Annotated in this window: 25 protein-coding genes, 1 pseudogene and 1 other annotated feature; of the genes and pseudogenes, 2 read left to right on the forward strand and 24 right to left on the reverse strand. The window is 42.8% G+C overall.

Annotated features, from left to right (window positions below):
- Positions 1-677: 677 nt before the first annotated feature.
- From SALPA_RS03855 to SALPA_RS03875, 5 genes are all read right to left on the reverse strand, one after another.
- Complete coding sequence (locus SALPA_RS03855) at positions 678-2,267, reverse strand: L-lactate permease (RefSeq protein WP_145089840.1); 1,590 nt, start codon at positions 2,265-2,267, stop codon at positions 678-680.
- A 188-nt stretch (positions 2,268-2,455) separates the two neighbouring features.
- Positions 2,456-2,750: a binding site (T-box leader), on the reverse strand.
- Between the two features lie 137 nt (positions 2,751-2,887).
- Positions 2,888-3,364 (reverse strand): DoxX family protein, encoded by a 477-nt coding sequence (locus SALPA_RS03860; protein ID WP_255451397.1) that lies wholly within the window; start codon positions 3,362-3,364, stop codon positions 2,888-2,890.
- 71 nt (positions 3,365-3,435) lie between these two features.
- Entirely contained in the window at positions 3,436-3,759 is a 324-nt protein-coding gene (locus tag SALPA_RS03865; protein ID WP_145089843.1) for a DUF1540 domain-containing protein, read from the reverse strand.
- A 17-nt stretch (positions 3,760-3,776) separates the two neighbouring features.
- Positions 3,777-4,319 carry an NADH peroxidase gene (locus tag SALPA_RS03870; protein WP_145089846.1) on the reverse strand — a complete coding sequence of 181 codons (543 nt, stop codon included), beginning with the start codon at positions 4,317-4,319 and terminating at the stop codon, positions 3,777-3,779.
- Between the two features lie 194 nt (positions 4,320-4,513).
- Positions 4,514-5,779 carry an MFS transporter gene (locus SALPA_RS03875; protein ID WP_145089851.1) on the reverse strand — a complete coding sequence of 422 codons (1,266 nt, stop codon included), beginning with the start codon at positions 5,777-5,779 and terminating at the stop codon, positions 4,514-4,516.
- A 121-nt stretch (positions 5,780-5,900) separates the two neighbouring features.
- On the opposite strand from SALPA_RS03875, the gene SALPA_RS03880 reads away from it, so the two are divergent.
- The gene (locus tag SALPA_RS03880) at positions 5,901-6,317 is read left to right on the forward strand and encodes a PaaI family thioesterase (protein ID WP_145089854.1); all 417 of its coding nucleotides are present in this window, start codon (positions 5,901-5,903) and stop codon (positions 6,315-6,317) included.
- A 70-nt stretch (positions 6,318-6,387) separates the two neighbouring features.
- Here the strand turns inward: SALPA_RS03880 and SALPA_RS03885 are convergent, their stop codons facing one another.
- On the reverse strand, positions 6,388-6,963 hold the full coding sequence (locus SALPA_RS03885) for an N-acetylmuramoyl-L-alanine amidase (RefSeq protein ID WP_145089857.1): 576 nt from the start codon (positions 6,961-6,963) through the stop codon (positions 6,388-6,390).
- A gap of 232 nt (positions 6,964-7,195) precedes the next feature.
- On the opposite strand from SALPA_RS03885, the gene SALPA_RS03890 reads away from it, so the two are divergent.
- Complete coding sequence (locus SALPA_RS03890) at positions 7,196-7,510, forward strand: zinc-ribbon domain containing protein (protein WP_021168948.1); 315 nt, start codon at positions 7,196-7,198, stop codon at positions 7,508-7,510.
- 155 nt (positions 7,511-7,665) lie between these two features.
- Here SALPA_RS03890 and SALPA_RS03895 read toward each other — a convergent pair whose 3' ends face one another.
- From SALPA_RS03895 to ssnA, 18 genes and pseudogenes are all read right to left on the reverse strand, one after another.
- Positions 7,666-8,277 carry an ATP-binding protein gene (locus SALPA_RS03895; protein WP_145089860.1) on the reverse strand — a complete coding sequence of 204 codons (612 nt, stop codon included), beginning with the start codon at positions 8,275-8,277 and terminating at the stop codon, positions 7,666-7,668.
- 361 nt (positions 8,278-8,638) lie between these two features.
- A complete protein-coding gene (locus SALPA_RS03900; RefSeq protein WP_145089863.1) occupies positions 8,639-8,941 on the reverse strand; it encodes an STAS domain-containing protein in 303 nt (100 codons plus the stop codon).
- 219 nt (positions 8,942-9,160) lie between these two features.
- Entirely contained in the window at positions 9,161-10,021 is an 861-nt protein-coding gene (locus tag SALPA_RS03905; protein ID WP_145089866.1) for a DUF6612 family protein, read from the reverse strand.
- Positions 10,022-10,062: 41 nt separating this feature from the next.
- On the reverse strand, positions 10,063-11,130 hold the full coding sequence (locus SALPA_RS03910; protein ID WP_145089869.1) for a hypothetical protein: 1,068 nt from the start codon (positions 11,128-11,130) through the stop codon (positions 10,063-10,065).
- Between the two features lie 282 nt (positions 11,131-11,412).
- On the reverse strand, positions 11,413-12,555 hold the full coding sequence (locus tag SALPA_RS03915) for an HD-GYP domain-containing protein (protein ID WP_255450754.1): 1,143 nt from the start codon (positions 12,553-12,555) through the stop codon (positions 11,413-11,415).
- Positions 12,556-12,676: 121 nt separating this feature from the next.
- Positions 12,677-13,342, reverse strand: a complete 666-nt coding sequence (locus SALPA_RS03920) for a LysE family transporter (protein ID WP_145089872.1) — start codon at positions 13,340-13,342, stop codon at positions 12,677-12,679.
- Between the two features lie 237 nt (positions 13,343-13,579).
- Positions 13,580-14,230: an amino acid ABC transporter permease gene (locus SALPA_RS03925; protein ID WP_145089876.1), complete on the reverse strand. Its 651-nt coding sequence runs from the start codon at positions 14,228-14,230 to the stop codon at positions 13,580-13,582.
- Positions 14,227-14,898, reverse strand: coding sequence for an amino acid ABC transporter permease (locus SALPA_RS03930; protein ID WP_145089880.1), 672 nt, complete (start codon positions 14,896-14,898; stop codon positions 14,227-14,229). Before SALPA_RS03930 ends, SALPA_RS03925 begins: the two co-directional genes overlap by 4 nt.
- Complete coding sequence (locus tag SALPA_RS03935) at positions 14,898-15,710, reverse strand: transporter substrate-binding domain-containing protein (RefSeq protein ID WP_145089883.1); 813 nt, start codon at positions 15,708-15,710, stop codon at positions 14,898-14,900. Before SALPA_RS03935 ends, SALPA_RS03930 begins: the two co-directional genes overlap by 1 nt.
- A 34-nt stretch (positions 15,711-15,744) precedes the next feature.
- Positions 15,745-16,476 (reverse strand): amino acid ABC transporter ATP-binding protein, encoded by a 732-nt coding sequence (locus tag SALPA_RS03940; protein WP_145089886.1) that lies wholly within the window; start codon positions 16,474-16,476, stop codon positions 15,745-15,747.
- 277 nt (positions 16,477-16,753) lie between these two features.
- Positions 16,754-17,197, reverse strand: a complete 444-nt coding sequence (locus SALPA_RS03945; RefSeq protein ID WP_255450756.1) for a MarR family winged helix-turn-helix transcriptional regulator — start codon at positions 17,195-17,197, stop codon at positions 16,754-16,756.
- A 29-nt stretch (positions 17,198-17,226) separates the two neighbouring features.
- Positions 17,227-18,135, reverse strand: coding sequence for a nitroreductase (locus tag SALPA_RS03950; protein WP_255450757.1), 909 nt, complete (start codon positions 18,133-18,135; stop codon positions 17,227-17,229).
- Between the two features lie 150 nt (positions 18,136-18,285).
- A pseudogene (locus SALPA_RS33140) lies at positions 18,286-18,366 on the reverse strand (twin-arginine translocation signal domain-containing protein); the annotation flags it as partial.
- Positions 18,367-18,441: 75 nt separating this feature from the next.
- Entirely contained in the window at positions 18,442-19,842 is a 1,401-nt protein-coding gene (gene hydA / locus SALPA_RS03955; RefSeq protein ID WP_145089892.1) for a dihydropyrimidinase, read from the reverse strand.
- 62 nt (positions 19,843-19,904) lie between these two features.
- The gene (gene ade, locus SALPA_RS03960; protein WP_145089895.1) at positions 19,905-21,617 is read right to left on the reverse strand and encodes an adenine deaminase; all 1,713 of its coding nucleotides are present in this window, start codon (positions 21,615-21,617) and stop codon (positions 19,905-19,907) included.
- Positions 21,618-21,665: 48 nt separating this feature from the next.
- Positions 21,666-23,429, reverse strand: coding sequence for a sigma 54-interacting transcriptional regulator (locus tag SALPA_RS03965; protein WP_145089898.1), 1,764 nt, complete (start codon positions 23,427-23,429; stop codon positions 21,666-21,668).
- Between the two features lie 21 nt (positions 23,430-23,450).
- Positions 23,451-24,302: a selenium-dependent molybdenum cofactor biosynthesis protein YqeB gene (gene yqeB / locus SALPA_RS03970; protein ID WP_145089901.1), complete on the reverse strand. Its 852-nt coding sequence runs from the start codon at positions 24,300-24,302 to the stop codon at positions 23,451-23,453.
- Between the two features lie 142 nt (positions 24,303-24,444).
- Positions 24,445-25,773, reverse strand: a complete 1,329-nt coding sequence (gene ssnA, locus SALPA_RS03975; protein ID WP_145089904.1) for a putative aminohydrolase SsnA — start codon at positions 25,771-25,773, stop codon at positions 24,445-24,447.
- Between the last annotated feature and the right edge of the window lie 5 nt (positions 25,774-25,778).

A 25,778-nucleotide genomic window follows, 5' to 3' on the forward strand; every position in this document is an offset into this window, starting at 1 on the left:
CATGTGTTAGGCACGCCGCCAGCGTTCGTCCTGAGCCAGGATCAAACTCTCCAATAAAGATTTTTATTGAAGCCATTTGTTGGCTCTATAAATCAAATTAAGAAATTGTTTTTTGGTTGTACTATCAAATGAAATTGCTTCGCTTTCGCTTGCAATGACCTTGGTAGTACGCACGCACATCTGGCTTTTATGATGCATTACTTACACTGTTCAGTTTTCAAGGAACGATGCACATGGGATGTGCTGGTGTCGAGGACGTATTATGGACAATACTCTTTTCCCGAGACCGTCGTGCATGGAATGCACTAGTTACGGACGCATCATATAAAACATAATTTGATTTGCCCGAACATTTCGTCTGTTTGTGACGGAATTTTATTCTAGCATTTAGCTTTCGTTATGTCAATAAAATTATTCATGCCAATTATTTCCGCCGCTTACAGCGACTCTTATAGAATATCATTTTACTTGTAACATGTCAACTATTTTTTACAAAAGGAAATGGTCTAACCTCCTTTACGAAAGGTTAGACCATTTTGGATCGTTACCATTAATTATCGTTCGGCCAATATTTCTTCAGCCCATTCCTCTCCAACGCCCGCACGCGCCAGGATTTCGGTAAATATCGGCTGACACCAGTCACAAGTAACTAAACTACCGCTTTTAGTTTTTAAGAATCAAACAGCTATCTTTAGTAATAGTAAAACAAAAAGCGAAGTAATCAATGTTATAATCAATGAAAATATGAAAGCGGTGCGAATAATCTGGTTTTCCTGTCCTAATTTATCAATAGAAGCCGCCGCATTTTGTAGTTTGGCTGGAGATATCACACTTGCCAGACCACCTCCAAAAGCCAGCCCGGCTGTAATAATAATTGTCCCTAATAAAGTCATATCAAGGTTCTTCGCTGTTGTCATCGTATATTTTGCAAACATAGCAATTGTTGATGCCTCACTGCCAGTAATAAATCCACCAAACAACCCGATAAACGCTACGATAGCCCCGTATGTATCGTGAAAATAGATAGCGGAGTAATCTGCCAGCACTTTCACCATACTAGCTGTTTCAAACTGTCCTGTGGCCATACTGTAGCCAGACATATTCATGATTTCACCTATGGAAAAAAATATGGCCGCGGAAAAAACCGGTCTTGGAGCCCGTTTCCACCAGCTAGTCAGAGTCCTTTTGATTTGTTGACTCGTGGGGCGAATAAATGGTATTGACATAATAGTACTGATCAATATCCATGTATATGCGTTCCACAACGCTCTCGTATCAATTGCACTACCATTAGCCGTTATACCAGTAATTGGTAACTTTAGCGTTCTATATAAGAAATTAAAGATGTCTTTTGGTATGTTTAATAGTAGAATAAGAACGATCAATATAATCCAGGGAGTTAGTGCTCGCCACAAAGAATATTGACGCTCGTACGCAATCTCCTCGGCAGTTAGTTTACTCTTATCAATTACATTTTTCCCTGATAAAACCAGCAACATTACCATGGCTATAATGACAGCAATGCCACATAACACCCCTGTAAGTACGACTAAATTATCATATTTGTTAGTGAAATATGATACGATACCAATGATCGTTCCAGTAATCAGGCAAGGAATTAAGCCTTCTTTGATTCCTCTCCATTGTCCTACAATCCAGAGCATACACAGTCCAATTAAGGTAGAAACTACTGGCAGAAACATGTAAAAAGCCATTCCCGCCTGTGCCAAGCTAATCTCGTTTCCTTTACCGAAAAAACTGTTGGCTACATCGACAAACACAACAATTGGAGCACCTAAAAGCGCATAGGTACACAAAGAGTCATACCCTATTGCAGGCAAAGCAATAGCAACCGTAGTCGAGTAACCCATCGCCAAAAGTATCGGCGGCAAAAGCGAAACCGGAGTTGCACCAACTGATACCATTAAGGTACCGAATCCAATATTAATCAGCATAATTTGAATTCCCCGGCTTTCACTGGCTATTGTTTTGATAAAAATGATAATTCGCTTAAGCGCCCCTGTTTGTTCCATAAAAGCCATTTGTAACAAGGAAGTCGCTACAATAAGCGAAACAGCAAATGATCTAATAAAACCTGCAACTGTCGAACGTAGTATTACTTCAATACTCGTCTGAAATACAAAATAAGCAACTACTGAAATCGCTAACCATCCTACAATGCCACTTACATCTGCTGCCTGTTTCCAAATGATCAGCATAGCTAAAATAACAACAATTGGCAACAGAGTGAATACTAAGGTCTCCATTTTAATCCCCTTCCTACTTTTGCTAACATCCTAGCAATTTTCTGCAAAAATCCCTCCTAAAATGAAATATATGAAAGACTTGGCTTGTGGGGAAATCCTCTAGGACGCCGGCAGAAGCCTTAGTCGTTCAATCCAGGGAAAGTTAACCTTTCCCTCTGAATATTAAAAAACTCCCGCCCCTTAATTAAATAAGGGACGGGAGTATATTCCCGCGATACCACCCTTGTAGAGTCGTTAAACCGGATTGGTTATTGACTCCGCCTCTGCAGAGTACGGGCAGCAAAGCACTAAGCTTACCGATACTCCCTTCCCAATAACGGCGGAAGTTCCGACCACGCCTACCAAGTTCAAAATTATAATAGTTGAACCCTTCAGCTAGCAACTCTGAGGTGTACTTCACGATTCAACTCCAGTCCGGACTTTCACCAACCGCCGGTTCTCTGCGCTGTAATTGAAGGCTACTCTCCTCTTCACAGTCTTTAGGATAGCTATGTAATCAATTGTAACACTACTTTTATCTTATGCATTTTTCAGTCAAAAGCAGTAGATTGAGTATAATATAACAGTACAGATGTATTTTGTCAAGATTCTTTGCTACATAAACTTTCAGAGATTACTCCCTAAAACGTGTTATGAGTCCTTTTTTCTGCTGACTTCTCAATCCCCATATAATAATCTAAGCTGTATTTACCTGGACCAATAAAAGCCGCGCCGAAAAAGCTTATCCCATCCTCCAGCGACTGCGATGCTTTCTGCAGACCTGTACCGCCGATCATCTGACTGGTGAAAGCTACTATCATATTGCTAACCAGTAACAAACAGGCTGGACGGTAAAATAGACCAAGCGCCAAAAGCAGCCCGCCGCCAAACTCAGCAAAGCTGGACATGAATCCCCAAAAAACCGGGGCAAAATCAATCCCAAAAGTCCCCATCGCCTTGCCAAGCCCTGCCCATTTTTCAGTTCCACCGATAATCTTAGGCCAACCATGCCACATAAACATTCCACCTAAGCCTAGACGGAATATAAGTAGGGCCAGGTCTTGGTAGCGAGAAACTGCTTGCGCAAAATACCGCAATAATCGTTTCAATAAAATCACGTCCTCTAAATTATCGTTCAAAATTTAATGATAAAACACCCATACAGGGCCCTTTTGCGCTTCTGCTTCCATTAGCTAACTCTATGTTTAAAACTATCGCACTCTGTTTGCGTGTGATATTCCACCTTGTCTCCACTAACCTGAATAGTATCTAACCGGCAAAGTTTGTTATCGTTATATATACAGGTTTCAACTGCGCATTTTAAACAATCACAAGAACCAGAATTTAACACATTGCTGGTCAACTGGGAATAATGGAGCTTGTTCAAATAAGACCCACAGCAAGTATGACTTTGCTCGGTAGCTGAATTACCAACTATATCAACACAATTGGCATAACATATACCGGAATTATTATGCGAACAACTAGTAACCGTACAATTTATTTTTGCCATCTTTCCTGCGCCCCCTTTTATTTGAAATATCTGTCAAGCAACCCCTTAAAAGCGCACCCATGCCGTGCTTCGTCCTTACACATTTCATGAACGGTATCATGGATGGCATCTAAATTGTGTTGTTTTGCTAATATAGCCAGTTGTTTTTTGCCATCACAGGCTCCATATTCAGCCTCGACTCTTGCACTTAGATTGGCTTTGGTATCGGCTACAACTACCTCGCCCAACAGTTCCGCAAATTTCGCAGCATGCTCGGCTTCCTCAAATGCAATCCGCTTATAGGCTTCTGCCACCTCGGGGTATCCTTGCCGGTCTGCTTGACGTGACATGGCCAGATACATGCCCACTTCAGTGCATTCACCCATAAAATTAGCCCTTAAACCTTCTACTATCTCTACCGGAACTGCTTGCATAACCCCGATCCTGTGCTCATCTGCCCATGCCAGATCTCCTGTCATTTCTTTAAACTTATCTTTGCTGGCTTTACAAACCGGGCATTTCTCCGGAGGCTCTTCTCCTTGATGAACATACCCGCAAATGGTGCACACAAATTTTTTCATTGAATTTCCTCCGTCTTATCCAGAATGAAGTGAACTTGCTTCAGCATAGCTGAAACATCGGCGGGTTCAGGTGGGGAGTCTACCCCACCTGAACAAACGCCGCCTGTAGAGGCGGGAGTCTTAACTCGTCGCAAAGGATCAACCTTCACGAATATAGTATTGGGATTTTTTTTTATAACAATACCTTAATATGTTCAAAACCGGCATTCATCCCGCGAAGAAAGACTACCTGACTTGACGTAAATCGGACAGGCCTGAACACGGAAAACCGATAAATGCCGACCAAAATAAAAAGCACCCGCTAATGAGCATACGCCCCCTACCGCCAGTGTATAAACTACACCTATCTGGCTTGTCAAAAAGCCGGCAAGCAAACTGCCTATCGGCCCAATTCCCATCAATATCATCGTGTAAAAACTCATCACCCTGCCTCGCATTGAATCATCCACCATACACTGCAATAAGGTATTGCTGCCGACAACCTGGATCAAAAAACCAATGCCCAGGATAAACATCAGTACAGTAGATAACCACAGGCTCGCAGGCAACATAAAACCAATAAGCCCAATTCCGATGGTAGTAGCAGCAACAACCAATAACTTCTCTAAGCCCTGAAATTCCGACCTGGAAGCAATAGCAAGAGCTGCCAGCAGCGAACCACAACCAGAAACCGCCATCAAAAATCCCATAACCCCTGCACTGGCACCTAAATTTTTCGATACAAACACCGGCAACAATACCGTATAGGGCATTGCAGTCAGACTAATAATTCCCAACAATACCAGAATGTTGCGCAGTGGCAGTTGCTTAAAGGTATATGCATAACCTTCTTTAAAATGTTCAAGCATATTGTTATGAAACTGTTTGCTACTTACCAATTTTAGTCGTAAAGCAACAAGGGATACAAGAGAAATACAGTAGCTGATAACGTTAAGCCCAAAACAATAGCCTTCACCAATCAATGGAATAAGAATACCTGCTATCAATGGCCCCAACAGCCTCGCCATATTATATGTAACTGAATTTAAAGCAATAGCATTCTGTCGTTCTTCCTGGGTATCTATCATCTCCACCGAAATAGCATGGCGTGCCGGCACGTCAAAAGCATTAACACAACCCAAAAACAGGCTTAAAAACAAAATGTGCTCAATCCCAATCATATCATGTAAAGTAAGCCAAGCTAAAAGTAAAGCCTGCACTAGGCTAAGCAACTGAGTTACTATAAGCACCCTGCGTTTCCCAAATCGATCAAGCCATACACCAGCAAAGGGTGCCAACACAAAGTTTGGAATCTGCCCCATAAAGGCCACCCAACCCAACATAAGTGCTGAATCAGTAAGACGATAACTTAACCAGCTTAAGGCGATATTTTGCATCCATGTTCCAATAACAGACAAGCCCTGACCTGTAAAAAAAATCCGGTAGTTGCGGTTATAAAGCGCCTTTATGATGTTTGCCATATTCCTTCCCTCCCTAAGATACAGTCTTCGCGCTAAAAAAGGATTATCCTACCAAACTAAGCGGAACCAATTTTTGTAGCTTTGTGGTACAATAATATCATTACACTCAGGGAGGCAAGCTATGACAGATCTATCACTGTTAAAAGATCATTTATATACTATTTATTCTGAAAATCCTTTTGTGGCATTGCTGCAAATGGAGATTATTGAATTGGAGCCTGGCAAAGCCACCCTATCCATGCCGATAAAAAACAAACATACTAACTTTTATAATTCGGCGCATGGTGGTGCACTGGCTGCCTTAGCCGATACCGCCATGGGGATGGCCTGTACCACTACTGGTAAAAAGGTAGTCACTCTTGACATGAACTTAAATTATATTCGTAATGTTCCCTGCCAGGAGACGCTCACTGCTGTTGGATTGGTAATCCATAATGGCAGCAGAACCATTGTTGCAACAACAGATATTTTTAACAATACAAATCAGTTAGTTGTTTCTGCCAGAGCCACTTTTTTTGTAACAAGTACCTTTTTCTAAAACAATAGGATAATCGCTAAAAAGGCCCTGCAATCTAAAATAGACTGCAAGGCCTTACAAGCCAACAATTTTACACGAAATAATCACTAATTCCTCGCGCTACCGCTCGCGACATCTCTGTCTGCCAAGCTAAGCCTGCCAGTTTGGCAGCTTCCTCAGGATTAGAAATGAAGGCCATCTCCAAAAGCACTGCCGGCGCATCCGTATAACGCAATATATAGAAATTCTGCTCCTTGTCCGGATCACCATCATCCCAATCAGCCCTAAGCTGTAAGTCTGAAAAACTGGCTGTTACCTGATTTATAATGCAAGTAGCTAAACGATCCCCATCGGTCTCTCCCACTGTTGTATAAATCTCAGTCCCATTAGCTTGTTCACTGGCAGCTGAATTGCAATGAAGAGACACCACTAAGTCAGCTCCCCAATTATTAGCCAGTTCACACCTATACTCCAAACTATCAGTCTCTGCCTGTTCTTCCTTAGTTCTAGTCATCAACACCTCATAGCCAGCAACTACCAAATGCTTTTTCACCTGACTAGCAATGGTTAAATTTACTGTCGCCTCTTGTAACCCCGTTTTACCATTAACTGCGCCTGGATCAATATTCCCGCCTGCATGGCCGGGATCAAGACATATCCTAGCCATTCTTTTCCCCCTCCTTTGTCATTCACTATACTATATTCCATGATTAGTTAATTTTTAACGATAACAATTAAAATGTAAAAAGGACTTTACTTTTCCCTAGTATGATAGTATAATTATAATTGTCCCTATAGGCACAAGGAATATTTCCATTAGTCCTTCTCATTTAGAGAAGCCCAATGAGTAAATCTTCTAAAGTTAAGCCAGGGTAATCTTTATGAGGAGGTCATATAACATGGCCGAAGACAAAACATTAACATGCCGCGATTGCGGCGCTGAGTTCGTATTCTCAGCATCAGAACAAGATTTCTTTGCAGAAAAAGGGTTCACCAATGAGCCTGGCCGTTGCCCGGAATGCCGTGCAGCTCGCAAACAACAAAACCGTGGTGGTTTTGGTGGTGGCCGCAACTCCAACTTCCAACAACGTGAAATGCATGACGTAACCTGCGCAGCTTGTGGTTGCCAAACCCAAGTACCTTTCCGTCCAAGCAGTGATCGTCCTGTTTATTGCAGAGAGTGCTTTAGCCAACAAAACAACAGACGTTACTAGGATACAAACTCCTTTGCTTCCAGCAAAGGAGTTTCCTTATTTTTACCCTAACAGAAAGTTTAACTTCTTAAAAGCAGGATAAGAGTACCATCACATCGGCTTGCGCCAAAAAAGAAAACTCGGCGCAAGCCGTGTTTTCTTTTTTGGCTGTTTATCTAAATTTTTTTCATTAGCAGTACTTCGTTGCCTAGCGCATTATAGATTATTTGATCACAAAACATTTTCATCATCATAATTCCCCGGCCTCGCTCTGACAGGCCCAATTGTTCAAACTCATTGTCTACATCCTTTACACCTAGGGCATTTACCTGTTTAGTGCTAAAACCTGTACCGTTGTCTTTAACTCTTACGACTATTCTGCTACCTGTTCGTTTCAGTTTCACTTGAATACGTTCACTGGCGACTAGACCATTGTTAACGGCCTCATTAATCGCTACCTCAAACAGGACAACGCATGTTGGCGCATGTTGCGCAAGGAACTCGGCTATCATTACTTGCGCCTGAGCAAGCTCGGCAGGGTTTTGGATATTGCATATGCTTATTTTTGTGTTTTTCTCCACAATTTCAATACAAACGACAGAGTAATCATCCATTCGTTCAGGCTGACATGCTAATTTTTTAAACCAGTTTACATACTGACCAAAATTTTCCTGTCTACGTACTCCAAATATTTCAAGCAGGTCAGAGGCGCCATCGCTCAGCATGCAATATATTTCTCCCGGCTTAAAAGGCATTACCTTTGTCTGTACTTCAGCCTTATCAAACATTCCCAGGTAACCACTAAATACAGGTACCAGTTCACACTTAGCCGGTTGTGCTGCCCCAAAAAAGTGTATCCCGCCAGTGATAACCTTAAAATTCCGTTTTTAATGCCAAATTGCTCAAAAAGCCTGTTAATTATAAGGTATTGTCCATTCCTGTTTTTCATCCAAGCCAAACTTGGCATATTATCCAGCAATAATTGTATCTGTCCTAACTTTTGAACTACCACAGCATGATCTCTCCCTCAATCAAACTAAGAACAAGCAATCTTCGAATAAGTTTGGCTCTAGACTGAATTTCCTATCTTTCAGCCTAGAGCCTTCTTACCATTTCTATTAATTTTAACAGCTAGCAAACTAACCCACCTTACTCGATATGTAAAACCTTATCAAGCCTTGTCCGTTTTAATATCTCAGCCGCCATCCCTTGAATACCCTTCAATACAAGCTTACCATTCTTATCCAGAGTACGTTTATGAACCATTACTAACACTCCCAAACCAGAGCTATCAATATACTCCAGCCGTGAAAGCTCCATACTAATATCGGTAACGCCACCTTCGATTGCTGCTAGAAGTTCATCCCGGATTATTCCCGCATCATGTGCATATATTTTCCCATCTAAGGATACCGTAGCATGATTACCGTTAATTGTAAGCATATGTTTCATTTTTCAGCCTCCTGTCCGTCCGTTATAACCTTACTAATCAAACAAAACCTTGCATTGCGGCCTCTTTATTTCCCTGCTTAATGATCTGTTGCTTCATATCCCCAGGCATATACCAAAACCAACTATTTCCACAAAATATACATACAAAATAAATTAAGCAACAGCACCATTGACATACCTAGGACAAAGCTTTTATGTAAAGTCTTAAATTTAGCATATCTAGATAAGCTTGGTAGGCAGACTATTCACTTTAACTTCATTGGGAATAACAATCTTATCTACACTATTAAATTTAGAAAAAACTACGGTAGTAACCAGCCTAGTATTGCTAAATACACCCTGAATGATCGACTTCTGTTCGGCAGGAACCGCCTTATCATTAGCGATATTATTACCAATTGCAGCTAAAATTCCCGACATATCTATAACACTTTTGACAATAGTAGCCGTTTCTTTGTTAATCGTTACCTGATATGTAATATCACCTAAATTCTTAAAAAGTTCATCTGAGAAGCTTACCTTTTTCATATTGGTAGAATTCATAGCCTGTTCCAAATTTTCCTTTAAATAACTTCCATCCATGGTAACCGCAAAAACCGCTACCTCAGCATTCTCCTCAACTGGAATCACACTGGTGATGGCTTTGGAGTAACTAGCATATTCATCAAGCGGGTTATACTGGGGCATATACTGTTTCTCCCAACAACCATTCATATTGGAGTATATCGCAAATTGTCCTTTAGCTTCTTCAATATATTGCACAATCTTTTGCTCATTTTTAGCAGAGGCGTCACCTACGGTAATGGTCATAACATTTTTGGCTACCATCGGTTTTACTTGCGTATCACATTCGCCGTTCATAACCATGTTCATGGTTTGGCCCAGGAAAGACATAGAGCCGGTAGTTTCCAATGTCATATGGTAACTTTTAAGTGCAAACAATTTCTCATAGGCCTGAACCACAAGTTCCTTGTGATCGTCATTTATTGCCGCCATAGCATTACCGATGCTGCAAACAGAAAATAGCATCGTCATTAGATAAACCATTATTATTTTTGCCAAAAATTTTGTTCTACTCATCTAATCGCTCCTTTTCCGGTAAACCTAGAAAATTAAATATCTTACTGTGGTGCAACGACAATCTTTACTGGTAAGTTCGATGCACCTGGCGGGCTGAAAGTAAACGACAGTGGATCACCGCTTTCAAAAGTACCTAAGAATGCAAAATCCTGCTGTTTATGATTCCCGATGAAATACAACCTATCGCGTGGTATTGCCAGTGGACTCCAATATACCTCAGGATGGTTTATCTTTATAGCACCGGCATAGTGCCCAGCTAGCGGCACAAGATAACATGCAATTCTGCTGCCTTTTTTAGAAGGAAGCCGCACTTGATAGACGACGCCATAATTTCCATAATTGACAACCTTGCTGCCATCAGTAGCATCAATACCCTGCAAGTAAGCATCTACTTGATTGTCTGCTAAGGTTATGCCTATTGCGCCATCATGAACAGGATCATACTCATTAAGCGGAGAAATTTCCCGGTTGGCCCCCTCAAATGTACCTCGTAAATGGCATTGATCTGCCGGTAGTACCTTTAATTTTTTGGAAAAATTCACACTATCTTCATTGACGGGTAGCATCACGACTTTCACATTGACCGGGCCATCGACTGATAAATCATAAATACCATTAATCAGCATATTCGGCATCATCATGGATTCTATATCTGCTGCTAATTGCTTCACGCCCCCTGGGGGAATATTGATCTGGTAAGAAGCACTCTTATTTTCAGAAAAATATTGTGTCTGTGCTTCCTTTCCTACCGCCATCCAGTTGTATCCCGGTCCACCAAGGCTAGCTTGACTGACAGTAATATACGCTGTTTTTTTCCCCTTATTTTCTAATAGTACTGCCATCTTTTTAACATCACTCGATGCGTTCACATGGTAGAAGAATAAACGCACCTTTCCTTCTACCAGGTCTTGATACAAAATACCATCATGTTCAACCATCTCCGGACTATCTGAGAATAGAAGTTTACCACCTAATGAATTACTTCTCATTTCCAACTCTGGAAGATTATCAACATCTAAACTACTAGGCCCTACGGCGGCAAATGTTGCCCCACCTCCCCAGTTTCCAATCACCATTATAACCAAAATCAGCATCAGTACTTGTTTCATAGTGTCCCCCCACACGGATAAGATACAATAAGACTTGGCTTATGCCAAGTCCTTTAGGACGCTGGCAGAAGCCTTAGTCGTTCTATCCAGGGAATGTTAACCTTTCCATCTGGATAGAGAAAAAAACAAACAATTCATTTAAATTCTGCTAAACTATGAAATGTCCTGCAACAATTTGTATTTTTAAATCAGATAATATCGTATAATAAAAAAACCACGATTTTCCTGCCATATCAGGAAGATCGCAGTTTTACTATTGCAATTTTCAAAACATTGTCCCTATCAAACATTTTTCCCTTTTATATAATTAGTAGGAATATATTCCGTATAAGCCTGGACATGACCGGCATTTATCTCGTCAAAATCCACAATGAAGACTTCCGGGTTTTTCTCCAAATCAAGTTCAATAAGCTTGTTGACTTCGGTACCATCCTCGCTGGAGATAATGCGAACCACAGGAGTATTTTTACTTTTTATGCCGACTCCTAAAATCAAGGCACTTTGCCGGTTATTAAGCCGTACCGTTTTGCCCATAGGATAGATAGCCACATTCTGGTTAAATTTATCGACAAGCTCCGGGTTAAAATATTCTCCTGCCGCCTTATTCAAAATAGCAGCCGCATAATACACAGGAGTAGGACGGCGATGCGGCATTCCCGCAATCAACCGGTCATACACATCGGCAATACTGATAATCTGCGCATACTCGGAAATAGCATCTCCCGTAAGCCCCATAGGATAACCGCTGCCATTCCAGCGTTCATGATGTTGAAAACAAGCATTAACAATAGCAACAGATAAGTTCTCATTTTGCCGCAAAATCTCTAATGAGTAAAAAGGATGCTGCTTGTATTCCTCCATACCTTCATTAGTTAAATAGTTAGGATACTGCAGCGCCAGGTTCCTGGAAAATTTAACCTTGCCGACATCATGAAACATAGCCGCCAAACCCAATTCATACAGCTGCTTATTATCATATCCTTTGGCAAGACCGGTCATGACCGATAAAATGCACGTATTTACCGCATGCGAAAACATATATTCTTCCTTACGGCGCATATCCAAAAGATGAATCATATTTTCCGGCTTCTGGTCAAGCTGGTTGACCAAGTCGCTGACAATGCTTTTTATTCGATCAAGCTTTACCCCTTTGCCGAGACGAAAGTGGTTGATAACCTCCCTCGCGGCGGTCATTGCCTGCTGCCGCTGTTTGGGGTCATCGCGTTCTTCTTCTATTTCCTTAGCAACCTCTGGGATTTGGGGATCTCCAACAAACAAAGATATAATCCCTTTATCGCGAAGATACTGAATATATCTTTCCTTTATTTCTATGCCCTCATGCAATAAAACGGTACCATCTGCTGCCATGAGCGGCTTTGATAAATACATACCTGGCTGTATTTCATCTAATGATATGCTCTGCATAGAATCACCTCTTACAATAAGTATAATATGCCACCCTATTATATATATCGAGAATAGTGCAAAATACTTAACGCTGAATGGCAAACAAAATTCGACAACGTCATGGTATTCATTTTCTATTCTATAGCAATGCTAGCTTTTGAAAACCATCATAAGAGAACCAACAACCCAGCAAAATAAGAAAAGCTGCACAAATCATCAGTACCCCTTGGTACAGCCTGTCACTAATAAAACTACGACCAGTATGAATGATAAACGAAACCAAGGAAAACCAAGCCAAATCTGATAATATATGCCCCGCAAAAAACGTTATTAAACCTATAGTTCCCAAGCTCATCGCCACCACGACATAGCTCACACCAACCGTAGCCCACCAGAGAGACCAGTACGGATTGGTAAGGCTGAGTATTATGCCCGAAATCCAAGGACGCATAGACTGCCGTTCCATTGTTCTTTCTGAACTATTTCCCAACTCTGAAAAACCCAGCGAAACTTCTCTGTTTTTTGCACTTATATATATTCCCCAGCCAAACCACAGCAGGACTAAGCCTCCTATAAGCCCTATCCCTCCAGTCACGATAGATTGCTGAATATAGTAGGTAAGCCCGCCAGCCAGACAAACTACCAGCAACAATTCAACAATAGTGTGACCTAGAACTATTTGCGGACCTACCCAAAAGCCCCGTCTGGGCGTTTCGCTTATTGTCACTGTAAGCATGGGTCCTGGCATCATGGCACCAGATAGTCCAACAAGAAATGCTGTTGTAAATAAAGTAATATAATCCATACTACTTCTCCATCCCCCTATTCCTATGTGAGCACTCTTAAGACAGCACCTTAATTATATCATTAAATGTTGCTTCCTAATACCATACTTTCTCTGCACTCATTTTTCCTAATTTCAATAGCTTTTTCACTTACCATATACAAAGAAAGCAACATCGTTTTACCGCCAAAACGGTTAAACGATGTTGCTGTATACGGGCCTGGCCTTTATAAGATAAAGTTATCCTGGTTATTCTGCTTAAGAACTGCTCAGCGTCATTCGACGTTGTAATAACCGGGCATAGGTTGATAGTGCATAATTTAATACGAAATAAGTGACAGCAATCATCCCAAAGAGAGTAAACACCTGTGCCGTCGTACCATATTTGCCCATAATAATCATACCTTTGCCAGTTAGTTCTTCAATACCGACAGCCCAAACAAATGACGTATCTTTTATAACCGTTGTCCCCTGTGAAACAAGGGGTGGAATCATATTTTTCAGCGCCTGGGGCAGCACAATATACCGAAGAACCTGGACATAATTCAAACCTTGAGATTTGCCCGCCTCCCATTGTCCACGGGGGATAGAGTTCAATCCACCACGAACTATTTCCGCAACAATAGCCGAGGTAAATACCGTCATGGCAGCGATCCCTGCCTGCACTGGCGGTAAATTGGTCATAAACCTAAATCCGAGAATGAACAATAAGGTTGGGGTATTTCGCACTATTTCCACATATACGGCTGCAATTGGCGAAAAAAAACGCTGACCTGAAAACCGGGCTACACCCAAAACAATACCCAGCACCAGACTAAGCACAATGGATGAGATAGCAATTTCAAGCGTGATTAGCAATCCATCAGCTAAAAATAAGAGAATTTCAGGTTTAAAAAGATCACTAATCATGTATTCACCGCCGCCTTTTGCTCCAGTTTTCTAGCATAAGCTGCTAGTGGCAGGCAAAGAATAATATACAGTACCCCTGTCGCAACATAGGCGGGTCCATAGTACAGGTTAGTAGATGACCAAGAATCAGCCTGATACATAAGTTCTCCCCCTGCCACCATGGCCAATACAGAAGTATTTTTTATCAGACTTACCGCTTGATTTGTCAGCGGTGGAAAAGCCATCCGTTTCGCCTGCGGAAGAATAATATGACGCATAGCACTCCAGAAGGAAAAGCCCTGTGAATAGGCAGCCTCAAGCTGCCCTCGCGGAACAGCTTGGATGCCGGCACGTACTACCTCGGAGATATATGCTCCATGATAAATTCCTACCCCTAATACACCTACCGCAAAGATCGGCAGCATAACACCAAGGTGAGGCAACCCATGATACAGAAAAAACACCTGAATTACCAACGGGGTATTTTGAATGCTTTCTACGTACACCCGCGTAATAGCTTGAAAAAACGTAAACTTAGAACTGCCCAATACACCAAACAGGATACCTAACGCCAAGGCCAATACAAGAGCAAAAAACGATACCAGCACCGTATTAGCAAAACCTTCTCCAAATACGGCCCAATCGTGAGCTAATGCGACCCACTTATAGTCCGCAAAAGGTCCGTTCACTATTTAATACCCCACTTTTGAATTAATTTATCTAATTCACCATTCTTTTTCATTTCAGCAATCACTTCATCTACCGCCTTAGCCAATGCAGTGTTAGATTTTTTCGAAGCCACACCGTACTCCTGGGGCGCAAAGCGATCGTTCAAGATGGTAGTGCTGTCATCAAGATAGCCGGCTAAGATTGAACCGTCAACAGAAAATACATCAACACGGCCTGAGTCTAAAGCAGTCTTAATTTCAGGATAGGTACCAAACTCAAGGAACTGAACCTTAGCACCAGCCTTATCGGCTTCTTCCTGCAGTGCTTTACGACTAGTCGCGCTTTGTGCCACACCGATTTTCTTCCCATTCATATCTTTAACAGACTGAATACCTGAGCTTTTCTTAACCATCATGGCAACGCCATCCTTAAAGTATGGCTCGGAAAAATTATAACTTTGTTTGCGTTCATCAGTAATAGTAAATGTAGCAATTACCAAATCAATTTCACCATTATCAAGCAACGGGCCTCGTGTCTTAGCAGTTACACCCTGGACATCAACCTTAGTAGGGTCACCAAGAATTTTTTTAGCAACAGCCCGGGCAATATCAATCTCTAAGCCGTCAATCTTATTTGTTTGCGGATCTTTAAAACCGAACTTTGGTACATCAACCTTAACGCCAACTTTTAGTGAACCGCGGTCTTTAATCGCTTTTATATCAGCTGCAGCATCACCCTGCGCACTTTGTGCCGGCTTATTTGTGCCACAGCCGACTACCAGAAGCCCAAACACCATTACTATACATAATAAAAAAGCACTAAAACGTTTCATACTCACCATTCCTCTTTTTATAATAGTTTACTTATCAATGGGAACGAAGAATCTTGCTCAAAAACAACTTGGTCCTATCATTCTCTGGGTTAACAAAAAAGTGTTCTGGTGTACCTTCTTCCACAATTCGGCCCGCGTCCATAAAGATCACACGATCAGCAACCTGCCGGGCAAATCCCATTTCATGAGTTACTACTACCATCGTAATGCCTTCTTTTGCTAAATCCACCATAACGTCCAATACTTCTTGTATCATCTCAGGATCAAGCGCCGAAGTAGGCTCATCAAAAAGCATGACCCGTGGTTTCATAGTGAGAGCACGAGCGATTGCTACCCGTTGCTGCTGTCCACCTGACAATTGAGCTGGATAGGCATTCGCTTTTTCCTTAAGACCAACCCGGTCTAAAAAAGCCAGTCCCGTTTCCTCAGCCTCAGCCTTAGGCACTTTTTTAATTAATATTGGTGCCAATGTTAGATTTTCCAAGACTGTCTTATGAGGATAAAGATTAAATTGCTGAAAAACCATCGCAACTGATTCTCGCACTTTGGCAACATTTGCTTTAGGCGCTGTCAATTCTACTCCATCGACAAAAATTTTGCCGCTTGACGGTGTTTCAAGGAGGTTCATGGAGCGAATTAATGTACTCTTCCCAGAGCCACTTGGCCCAATCACTACAACCTTTTCCCCTGCAGCCACCTTCAAATCAATGTCCTTAAGAACATGATTTTGGCCGAAATGTTTCTGTACCCCTTCCATTGAAATCAAGTTTCTCCCTCCTCTCTTAAACAACTAAAAAGACACCTGTCTCTTAATAGAGAACAGGCGTCTTTGCCATCAAATATAATATTAACCTTCATTAGTATATGTTGATAGTATAATTGAAACAAAACATGCTGTCAATATATGAGTTAAGTATATTAATCTGTTGATAGAGTCCGGAGACAGTGGATCTTTGGATATTATTCTTCTCCTTAGAAGCATTATTGAGGTTTTCGAGAAAAAGTTTAACCAAAAAATCATCGTGTCAAGGACACGATAAATTTTATTTATTAAACTCATTAACGATTTTTTTCAAGACCGCTGTGAATTGTTTTTTCTCATCATCAGCAAGACACTTTGTCATCTTGTTCGCAAAATGATAATAGCCCCTGCTCTCCATATCTAAAAGCTCTTTCCCTTTTTCCGCTAAGTATACATGGAAAACCCGTAAATCTTCTGCTGACTGCTGCTTATAAACCATATTACGCTTGATCAATCGATTAATGATGTCCGTGACAGTTGATTTTTGGACATTAAACTTTTCTACTAACTGTTTAAATGTAGGCGCATCCATTTCATTAATTGCATGAAGATAATGCAATTGTGTTATCGTTAGATTTAACAGCTCGCCGCGATCTGCTTCTTCCTTATAAGTCCGCATGGACTGCCGCATAGATTCTGATAGAATATCAATGTATTTTACAATAAGAGCTTCTGTTTCCATCATATCTCCTTCAATCCTTATAGCCCTCTGTATTACATAACAATTATTTTAGACACAGGCATACGTAAACTGACGGGCTGCATATATTTTGCAATATAGCCTATCCTTATTACAAACTGTATATTTCCCCTATGACCAAGCTCTTTAGTCAATTCCATCCGCCAAGGTTCTTCCTCTAATATCTGGGTCATAGGATGAAAAACAATTAACTTCTCCCGCGCACGCAGCCAAGCTGACTGTAATACTCTTCCCGCATTTATCAAGTCTGTTACAGTAGAACTATCGCTTTTCACAACAAGCCACCCGGCACAATTTTGCACCTGCTCCTCAACTAACTTTATCGTCTCATTTTTAAACGTCTTACCCAATACATCATCTTTACTGAAGAAGTGTTGTGCATACCAACGAACAATCCCTTCCATTTCCATACTTTCAGGAGTAAGGCCATTACAGTATTCGCTTGCCTCCCGCTTACTCCATCGGATCCATTGAGCTAACTCTGTCTGAGCATCTTCCCTGTATACTTGCGCTTTATTTGCCAGCAAGTTCGCTTGCCTAATATATGACCCTTCGTTAGAATTCAGCGGATAATAAAATACTGCGTTTTTATTACTTCCTACGAGATGATTTATATCTTCCTCCCTTATCGGCGTATTCAGCAAATGTTTTCTTATCGTCCTCCGTTCTTTGATCACCTGCTCAGAAATATTTATCTGTTTCCCTTTAATTAATCGGACTTCTGCTATCTCAGGGCTAAAGTTATCTTTTCCTAAAATATCAATTTCGGCCTCATATCCTTGTATTCCCGCCGCCACCGACAGATTTTCTATAAAAGCTCCAATGGATAACATCATTTCTCGATTATCAGGATCAACCGCTGGCAGCCATCGTTTCCTATCTGATCCTATTACCCATCGTTTCGGACCTTTAATTGTTATCATCCAGGGCTGCGTATTGTGACCACTGGGAGCAAGGGATGCCAAATATATTATTTTAATTTCATCTTCGCTTACACCCGGTATCTTTTGTAAGGGGCAGCCAAGCCTCATTGTAGCTTCATCCTCCATCTGCAGCCAGGAGTATGAAACCGCTCCAACCCCAAGTGCAATTCCCCCGGCACAAATAGTTTTTATGAATTCCCGCCTGTTCAAATAGTACTCCCTTTCGCCCATTCAATTTATTTTATTAGTTAGTTCAAACTAACTATATGAAAGCATATTTTCTTACCTTTGTAAAGGCCTGCTAAATTATTTTGTGTTTTCTTTTGGATTCTGGAAAGGCTTGCGGAAAAGATACTGCCCGTTTGGATTATCCGTACATACCTTCCCGTTGTTTACCACCTGTTGGCCTCTGAGAAAAACATGAATAGCCTGCCCCTGCTGCTTCATTCCTTCATAGGGACTATAATCCACCTTATGAGCATGAGTGGCAGCACCAATGGTACTCTGCCGCTGCTCGTCCCAAATCACCAAATCCGCATCGCTGCCTGGAGCTATCGTGCCTTTTTTGGGAAAAAGGCCAAAGAGTTTCGCCGGCTGGGTTGCTACTTTGTCAACAAACTGGGTAAGGCTAATTTTCCCGGTCTTGACGCCATAGGTATATAAGAGCCCCAACCGATGCTCCACGCCAGGTGCACCATTGGGTATTTTGCTAAAATCCCCTCTTCCCACTTCTTTCTGACCATGGAAGTTAAAAGAGCAATGATCAGTAGCAACAGTATCCAATATACCTGTTTTCAGCCCATTCCATAAGTACTCTTGGTTTTCCTTGCCTCGCAGCGGAGGCGAGATGACATATTTGGCACAGGAAAAACTAGTGTCCTGATACCTACTATCATCAAGCACTAAGTATTGAGGACAGGTTTCAGCAAACACCTGGACGCCTCGCTCCTTGGCCTTAGCTACTGTCTCCAAGGCCTCCCGGCAACTTAAGTGAACAACCAAAACGGGCGCATCGGCCATCTCAGCCAGCACCATCAGCCGGTTTACCGCTTCCTGTTCCACCCGCGGCGGACGAGATAAGGGATGATAGGCAGGAGTTGTTTTCCCTTGCTGGCGAAACTTTCTGATCAGATTATCAACAATATCGCCGTTTTCACAGTGAACACAGGTGAGAATACTACATTCCCGGCTGCGGTCCAGCACTTGAAATAGAGCGTTGTCATCTACCTGCATTACATTTTTATAAGCCATATACAGCTTTACTGAAGATACACCGGCCTCCCGGCTAAGCCAGAATATTTCCCGGGAAACATTGTCATTCCAATCGGTAATAGCCATATGAAAGCCATAATCTGCATAGCATTTGCCGCCTGCCCGCTGATGCCAGTTTTCCAGACCTTGTTTTAAGGTTTCTCCTTTAAACTGAGTGGCATAATCGATAACAGTAGTAGTGCCGCCGAGGATGGCAGCCTTGGTACCACTGGCAAAATCATCAGCAGTGGACATGGCACCTACCGGCAAATCAAAATGGGTATGAGCATCAATACCGCCAGGAAATATATAACACCCTGCTGCCGATAGCAGCGTATCGCCCGCCTGCCTCACTTGACTGCCAACAGCAGCAATAATCTCCCCTTGGATACGAATATCGGCTTGATAACAAGCAGTATCGGTGACAATCTTTCCAGCCTGCAAAACAATTCCCATAAAACTTACCCCCTCGCCAGGTAGATATCAGTCGTGTTTACCGAGACATGATGTGCTGCTTACTATACAGATACAGACACAAGTTGAAAAGTCGTAACGTCTACCAGACCTTCATCTGTTAGCTTTAAGGCTGGTATGACCGGCAGGCTTAAAAAAGATAAGGTCATAAAGGGATCGTATTCCTCCTTTACCCCTAGATTACGGGCAATTTTGTGCAGTTCTGCCAGTTTTCCCTGTACCTCGCCAATACTCCGGTCAGTCATTAGTCCGGCCAATGGTAAAGGCAGCTTGCCAAGAATATCTCCCTGACTGGCAATTACCAGTCCGCCCTGAATATGTTCAATTTCCTTTATGGCCAGCATAATATCTTCCTCTGTTGCTCCCACCACCACCAGATTATGAGAATCATGGGCAATGGTTGATGCTATGGCTCCCTGCTTAAGGCCTAACCCCTGCAGCAGCCCCACACCTACTTTACCAGTGCCTTTATGGCGCTCCCACACTACCAGTTTCAGAATATCCCGGGTGATATCAGGAACAAATTCTCCCTGAACTATTGGCATTGGCAGTTCTAAAGCAGTGGTTACCAACTGGTGTGGCACTAAACCAATCACTCTGGCGCGGGCAGACCGGGAAGGAAGCCGCAGCTTATCCCGACTGAGTTCTCCCAGATGCAAAGTATTGCGAACCCATTTATCGTCCACGAAAAAGTTCATAGCCAGTGGTTTTCCATTTTTCGCTGCCAACTGTCCATCTTTAAAAACCATAGACGGACGCCAGTCTTCCAGATTGTCAAATACCAGTAGATCAGCCCGATATCCAGGTGCAATCGCACCCAAATCACCAAGCCGAAAGTAATTGGCCGCATTTATGGTAGCCATTTGCAGCACCCAGGCCAAATCTGTACCTGCAGCTACAGCTAACTTAATCATATGATTGATGTGACCCTGTTCAATTAAATCCTCCGGATGACGGTCATCGGTAGCAAACAGACAGCGTCCTACCGTGTACTGATTTACTGCTGGCAACAGCTTAAGCAAATTATGGGCCGCCGAACCTTCCCTCAGCATGACATGCATACCTTGCGCCAGCCGTTCTGTTGCTTCTTCCGCAGTAACACATTCATGATCAGAACAAATCCCGGCGGCAATATAACCAGTTAACTCTTTTCCTGCTAAGCCGGGGGCATGGCCGTCAACCAGCTTACCCTGGGCCAGACGAATTTTTTCGAATACGGCTTCAGATTTATGGATTACTCCGGGATAATTCATCATTTCTCCTAAACCCAGTACCCGGGGATGGTGAATAAACTCGGCTAACTCCTTTGCCGTCAATATAGCGCCGGCATTCTCCAAATGAGTAGCCGGTACACAAGAAGGCAACATGATATACACGTTTAAGGCCAGCTGTTCAGTGGCACTCAACATATAGCGAAGGCCTTCCACTCCTGCCACATTGGCAATTTCGTGGGGATCAGCAATAACCGTTGTCGTGCCACTAGGCACTACGGCACAGGCAAATTGGGCAGGACTTACCATCGCACTTTCGATATGAACATGGCCGTCAATAAAACCCGGAGTTATGTATTTTCCTGTTACATCTATTTCCTTGCGGCCACTATAATCGCCCACCCCGGCAATATACCCATTGACAACTGCCACATCCGCCTTAGTAAACAGTCCTGTAAATACATTAAATACATTAGCATTTTTCAGCACCAAATCGGCAGCCGAGTTTCCTAAAGCCGTGTCTACCAATGCTTGTACCCGATTCATGCTACACCTCCCTGAATATCTGGCGGCCTTTCCCTAATAAAACCTGAATTAGTGCAGAGTTTCTTCTATTTCATGTAACTTCCGATACAAGGTGGCAATACCAATTCCCAGTTGCCTGGCAGCAGCCACTTTCCCCTGGGTAGTATCCTCAAATTGCCGCAGAACTTGCATGATATGTTCCTGTTCTACCTGACGCAATGACTTGAACTCCCTTGCTCGCTGTTGGTCTAATTGAAAATCCTGACTGTCAAAAAAGTTGCGTGGCAGTGTATCCCGAGTCAAATAACCGTTTTCATCTGCCATATTAATCATAAATTCTATCGTATTTTCCAGTTCCCGAATATTGCCCGGCCAACTGTATTGCGTTAATAACCCCATGGTTTCCCGGTCAATGCCACGTATTTTTTTATTAAACAAGCCACCATATTTTTCCATCATGGAATCCACCAACGGCTCAATATCCTCCACTCGTTTACGCAGTGGAGGTATCTCTAAGGGAATTACATTTAACCGGTAATATAAATCTTCCCGAAACTTTTTTTCCTTGATCAGTTCTTTTAAGTCTTTGTTAGTAGCGGCAAGGATTCGTACATCCAAAGATAATAACTGGTTAGAGCCTATACGCACCAGTTTACGTTCCTGCAGTACCCGCAGTAGTTTGACTTGCAAATACAAGGGCATATCGCCAATTTCATCTAAGAAGATAACCCCTCGATTGGCCAGTTCAAATTTGCCGATTTTTCCCCGTGGATCTGCCCCGGTAAAGGCTCCTTTAACATAACCGAATAACTCACTTTCTAGCAAAGTGTCAGGTATCGCGGCACAGTTGATGCAAATAAATGGCTTGTCATTACGATTGCCAACAGCATGAATCGCCCTGGCAACAACCTCCTTACCTGTACCACTTTCTCCGGTTATGAGCACAGTGGAGTTGGAGTCGGCAATTTTCGTCAGCCTACCCTTAAGCTGCTCGGTTATCGGGGAACAACCGACAATATTATCTAAGGTAACTGGCATCGCCACCTTGGTTAAGTCATAAATACCGGATTTTACATTTTTTATTTCATCAAAGATAAAAATCCGGTCATAGGAAGCCAAGCCTGATGATACAGATAATAAATTACCCATAAGAAAATAGGTACTATTGTCAATAACTACCTTGTATTCCTCCACTCCCAGCATGGAGTCACTGGTAGCAACCATAGCAATTTGTTTTTGCAAACAATCGGCAGTAAGATGGAGTTGTTTGCGGGCACTGTCATTAATCTGAACAATCTTGCTACTGCCATCCAGCACCAGCACTCCTTTGTCCACATTATCAATGACTTGCAGCAATATCTCCATCATATGCTGATTACGTTCACTTTCCTGTCGTTCATAAGCTTTAACACTGATAAAATCAGCAATCTGCTCCATAAACAACTGGTAAAAGCTTAAATCCTGCAACAGTTGCTTCTTTTGCGCTTCTTCAAAGCAAATCAGACCGATAACCCCGATTATCTCTTCACCCAAGGTAATGGGGGTGCACAATTCCAGTTTTTCCTCACAACATCCCTGTTTGGGACAGACACTGCATAATTCATGTTTACCCGGCTCTTCGATAAACTGGGATTTTCCTGTAGCCAATACATGTTTATAGACAAAGCCCTCCTGGGACATATCTTCATTAAGGCTCTGGTCATAGATACCTGTACCAGCAATGCGGAATAAGTTAGTATCCACAATTTCAACATCGACGCGAATAACATGGGCAATAACTTTGGCATATTGAATAACAGCGTCTTGGATTTCCTGTAAAATTGATTTTTTCATTTTCTTTGGTTCCATTTGCCTTTACTGATTTATGGCTGCAACCTGATTCGCAACTGATCTATGGGATTCAAAACATGGCTCTTCCGGCCAGCCGCCTAACAGTAAAAGTGCCTCCAGCACACCTCCGCCCACTGACCGGGCTTTATCTGATATGGCATAGCAATGCTCAGGTACACAGCGGGGATCAATATCACCGACTTTTAGTCCTGGAGTTACAGTAAGTCCATCCCGAAGCAATCCACGCAGCACACCTGAAATAGTAGCTCGCACCGGCAATCCGTTTACCTGCGCCACAATCTCGCCGGCCTCTACCTGCTGGGCAATCCGGCACAATGATTGAAAAATACCTTTACCGGGAGCCCGCAAAATACGTTCTTGTGTATAGCCGGCAATTTCGCCGGGGATACCGGTATCAGGTAAAGCCTGTCCCTGAGTAATAACCTGACCCAGATAATGGCCGCGTTTGGTTTCCACAACCGCATGCACATCAACGCCGGCTGTAAAACCAGGCCCCACACCGATAACCACCGGGGCATCCCCTAGTTGGGTTCCTAGATTTCGTTTGGCCAAAATGGCATCAACTACCCCCCAGGGCTTACATAGTTCAACCACTGTAGCCGACTCATCAATAACCACCGCAATTTTCCCCTCATTCACTATCTGCACAGCCTTATTGATCTCGGTTTTTACCGCTGTTACCCCTTCTACTACTGCTACTCCGTTAAAGACTGCTTCCGCAAAAGACACCGTCCGTCGAATCACTGTAGGTTGGGCTAACTCAGTCATAATGATCTGAAAACCGCTGCGAAATAACCGGTGAGCAATCCCTGTTGCCAAGTCACCTGCACCTTTTATTACGATTAATCGGTCCATAACAGCCTCCAAATCCGCCCTCTCGACGATATTACATAATAGAAATTCGCTTGCCCCTGCTTTTTCCCCTTCCTTTTGCTGTGAATATTACTTATTATTCTCTATATTTTTCATAATGAACAGTGCTTCTTATACCACATAGTTATGGCAGCTTATCCATGTTATCCCACAAACGCTGAGCAGACTTACGGGCCTTATCGTAAATAGGGCTGACGTCAAAAGCAAACTGTCTGTTTTCGAGCACAACTTTGCCGTTGATGATAACGGTAATCACGTCACGGGAATCCATGCCAAAAGCAATGTGACCGCCAATGTTGCCAGGTACAAGCGGCGTGGGAGACTGGTAATCAAGCACAGTCAAATCAGCCTTACAGCCGGGAGCCACACGGCCGAAATCAGCAGCAAAGTAACGCTGCAATATCTCGTTGCCGTTGTACAGAAACTTCAGGTAACTGTCAGGCCACATTGAGCCGGTAGCATCTTTATGTTTGAAGTACGCAAATTTCATTTCTTCCCACATATCGCTGCCCATGCCGTCAGTTCCCAATACCAGGTTTTTGTACAGTGGCAGTTTGGTGCTATAACCAACATTGTTGTTCATGTTGGAGCGGGCATTGTGAGCCAGGAACGCATCTTTGGCGTTGATAATTTCAATATCCTGATCTGACAGGTGTACGCCATGCACCAAAAGCGCCTTGTCATTAATCAAATCATAGTCGTTAAGCCGGACAATAAGATCTTTACCATACAGATGGTGGCTATGGGACACGTCATAATGGTCTTCGGCCACATGCACATGTACACCGCGTCCAGTTTCGCGCACAGCATCAGCCATCAATTTGAGGGCAGCGTCAGGCATAGTCACTGGTGCATGGCCGCCAATCATAGCCTCCACCAAGTGATTGCCGCTGGTTGCCTGTTTATCACTTTCGCACAATTTGGCAAAATCAACATTTTCCTGAACACCGGCTTCGACTTCTTTCAGTCCCTCGTTACGGTCGGTGGTCTCATAACAGGTAATACCGCGCAACCCGGTTTCTTCAAAGGCTTGCTTGAGAGTTTTTAGCGAGCCTTTAAGAAAGGCTGGTGAGGCATGGTGGTCAATAACCGATGTTGTCCCGCAGCGAATGGCTTCCAGCGAGCATACCAGCCCGCTGTAATAGAGGATTTCCTCGTCAATGGCCAGGTCAAGCCGCCACCAGAGGTTTTTGAGTACCGAAATGAAGTCAGAGCTGGGATCAATAGTGGCGGTAATACCCCGGGACAAACCGGAATAAAAATGGTTGTGGCTGCAGACAAGGCCTGGCATAACAAGCTTTCCTTGCATATCCAGCACGCGGTCGGCCTGATAATTGGCGGCAACACCCGCACCGACAGCAGCGATTTTGCTGCCGTCAATAACAATATCAACACTGTCTTGTATGAAAGCCGGATAAAATTCAACAATTGTGGCGTTCTTTAATACTAACACAATGT

This window comes from Sporomusa sp. KB1, from assembly GCF_007830295.1.
Taxonomy (GTDB): domain Bacteria; phylum Bacillota; class Negativicutes; order Sporomusales; family Sporomusaceae; genus Sporomusa.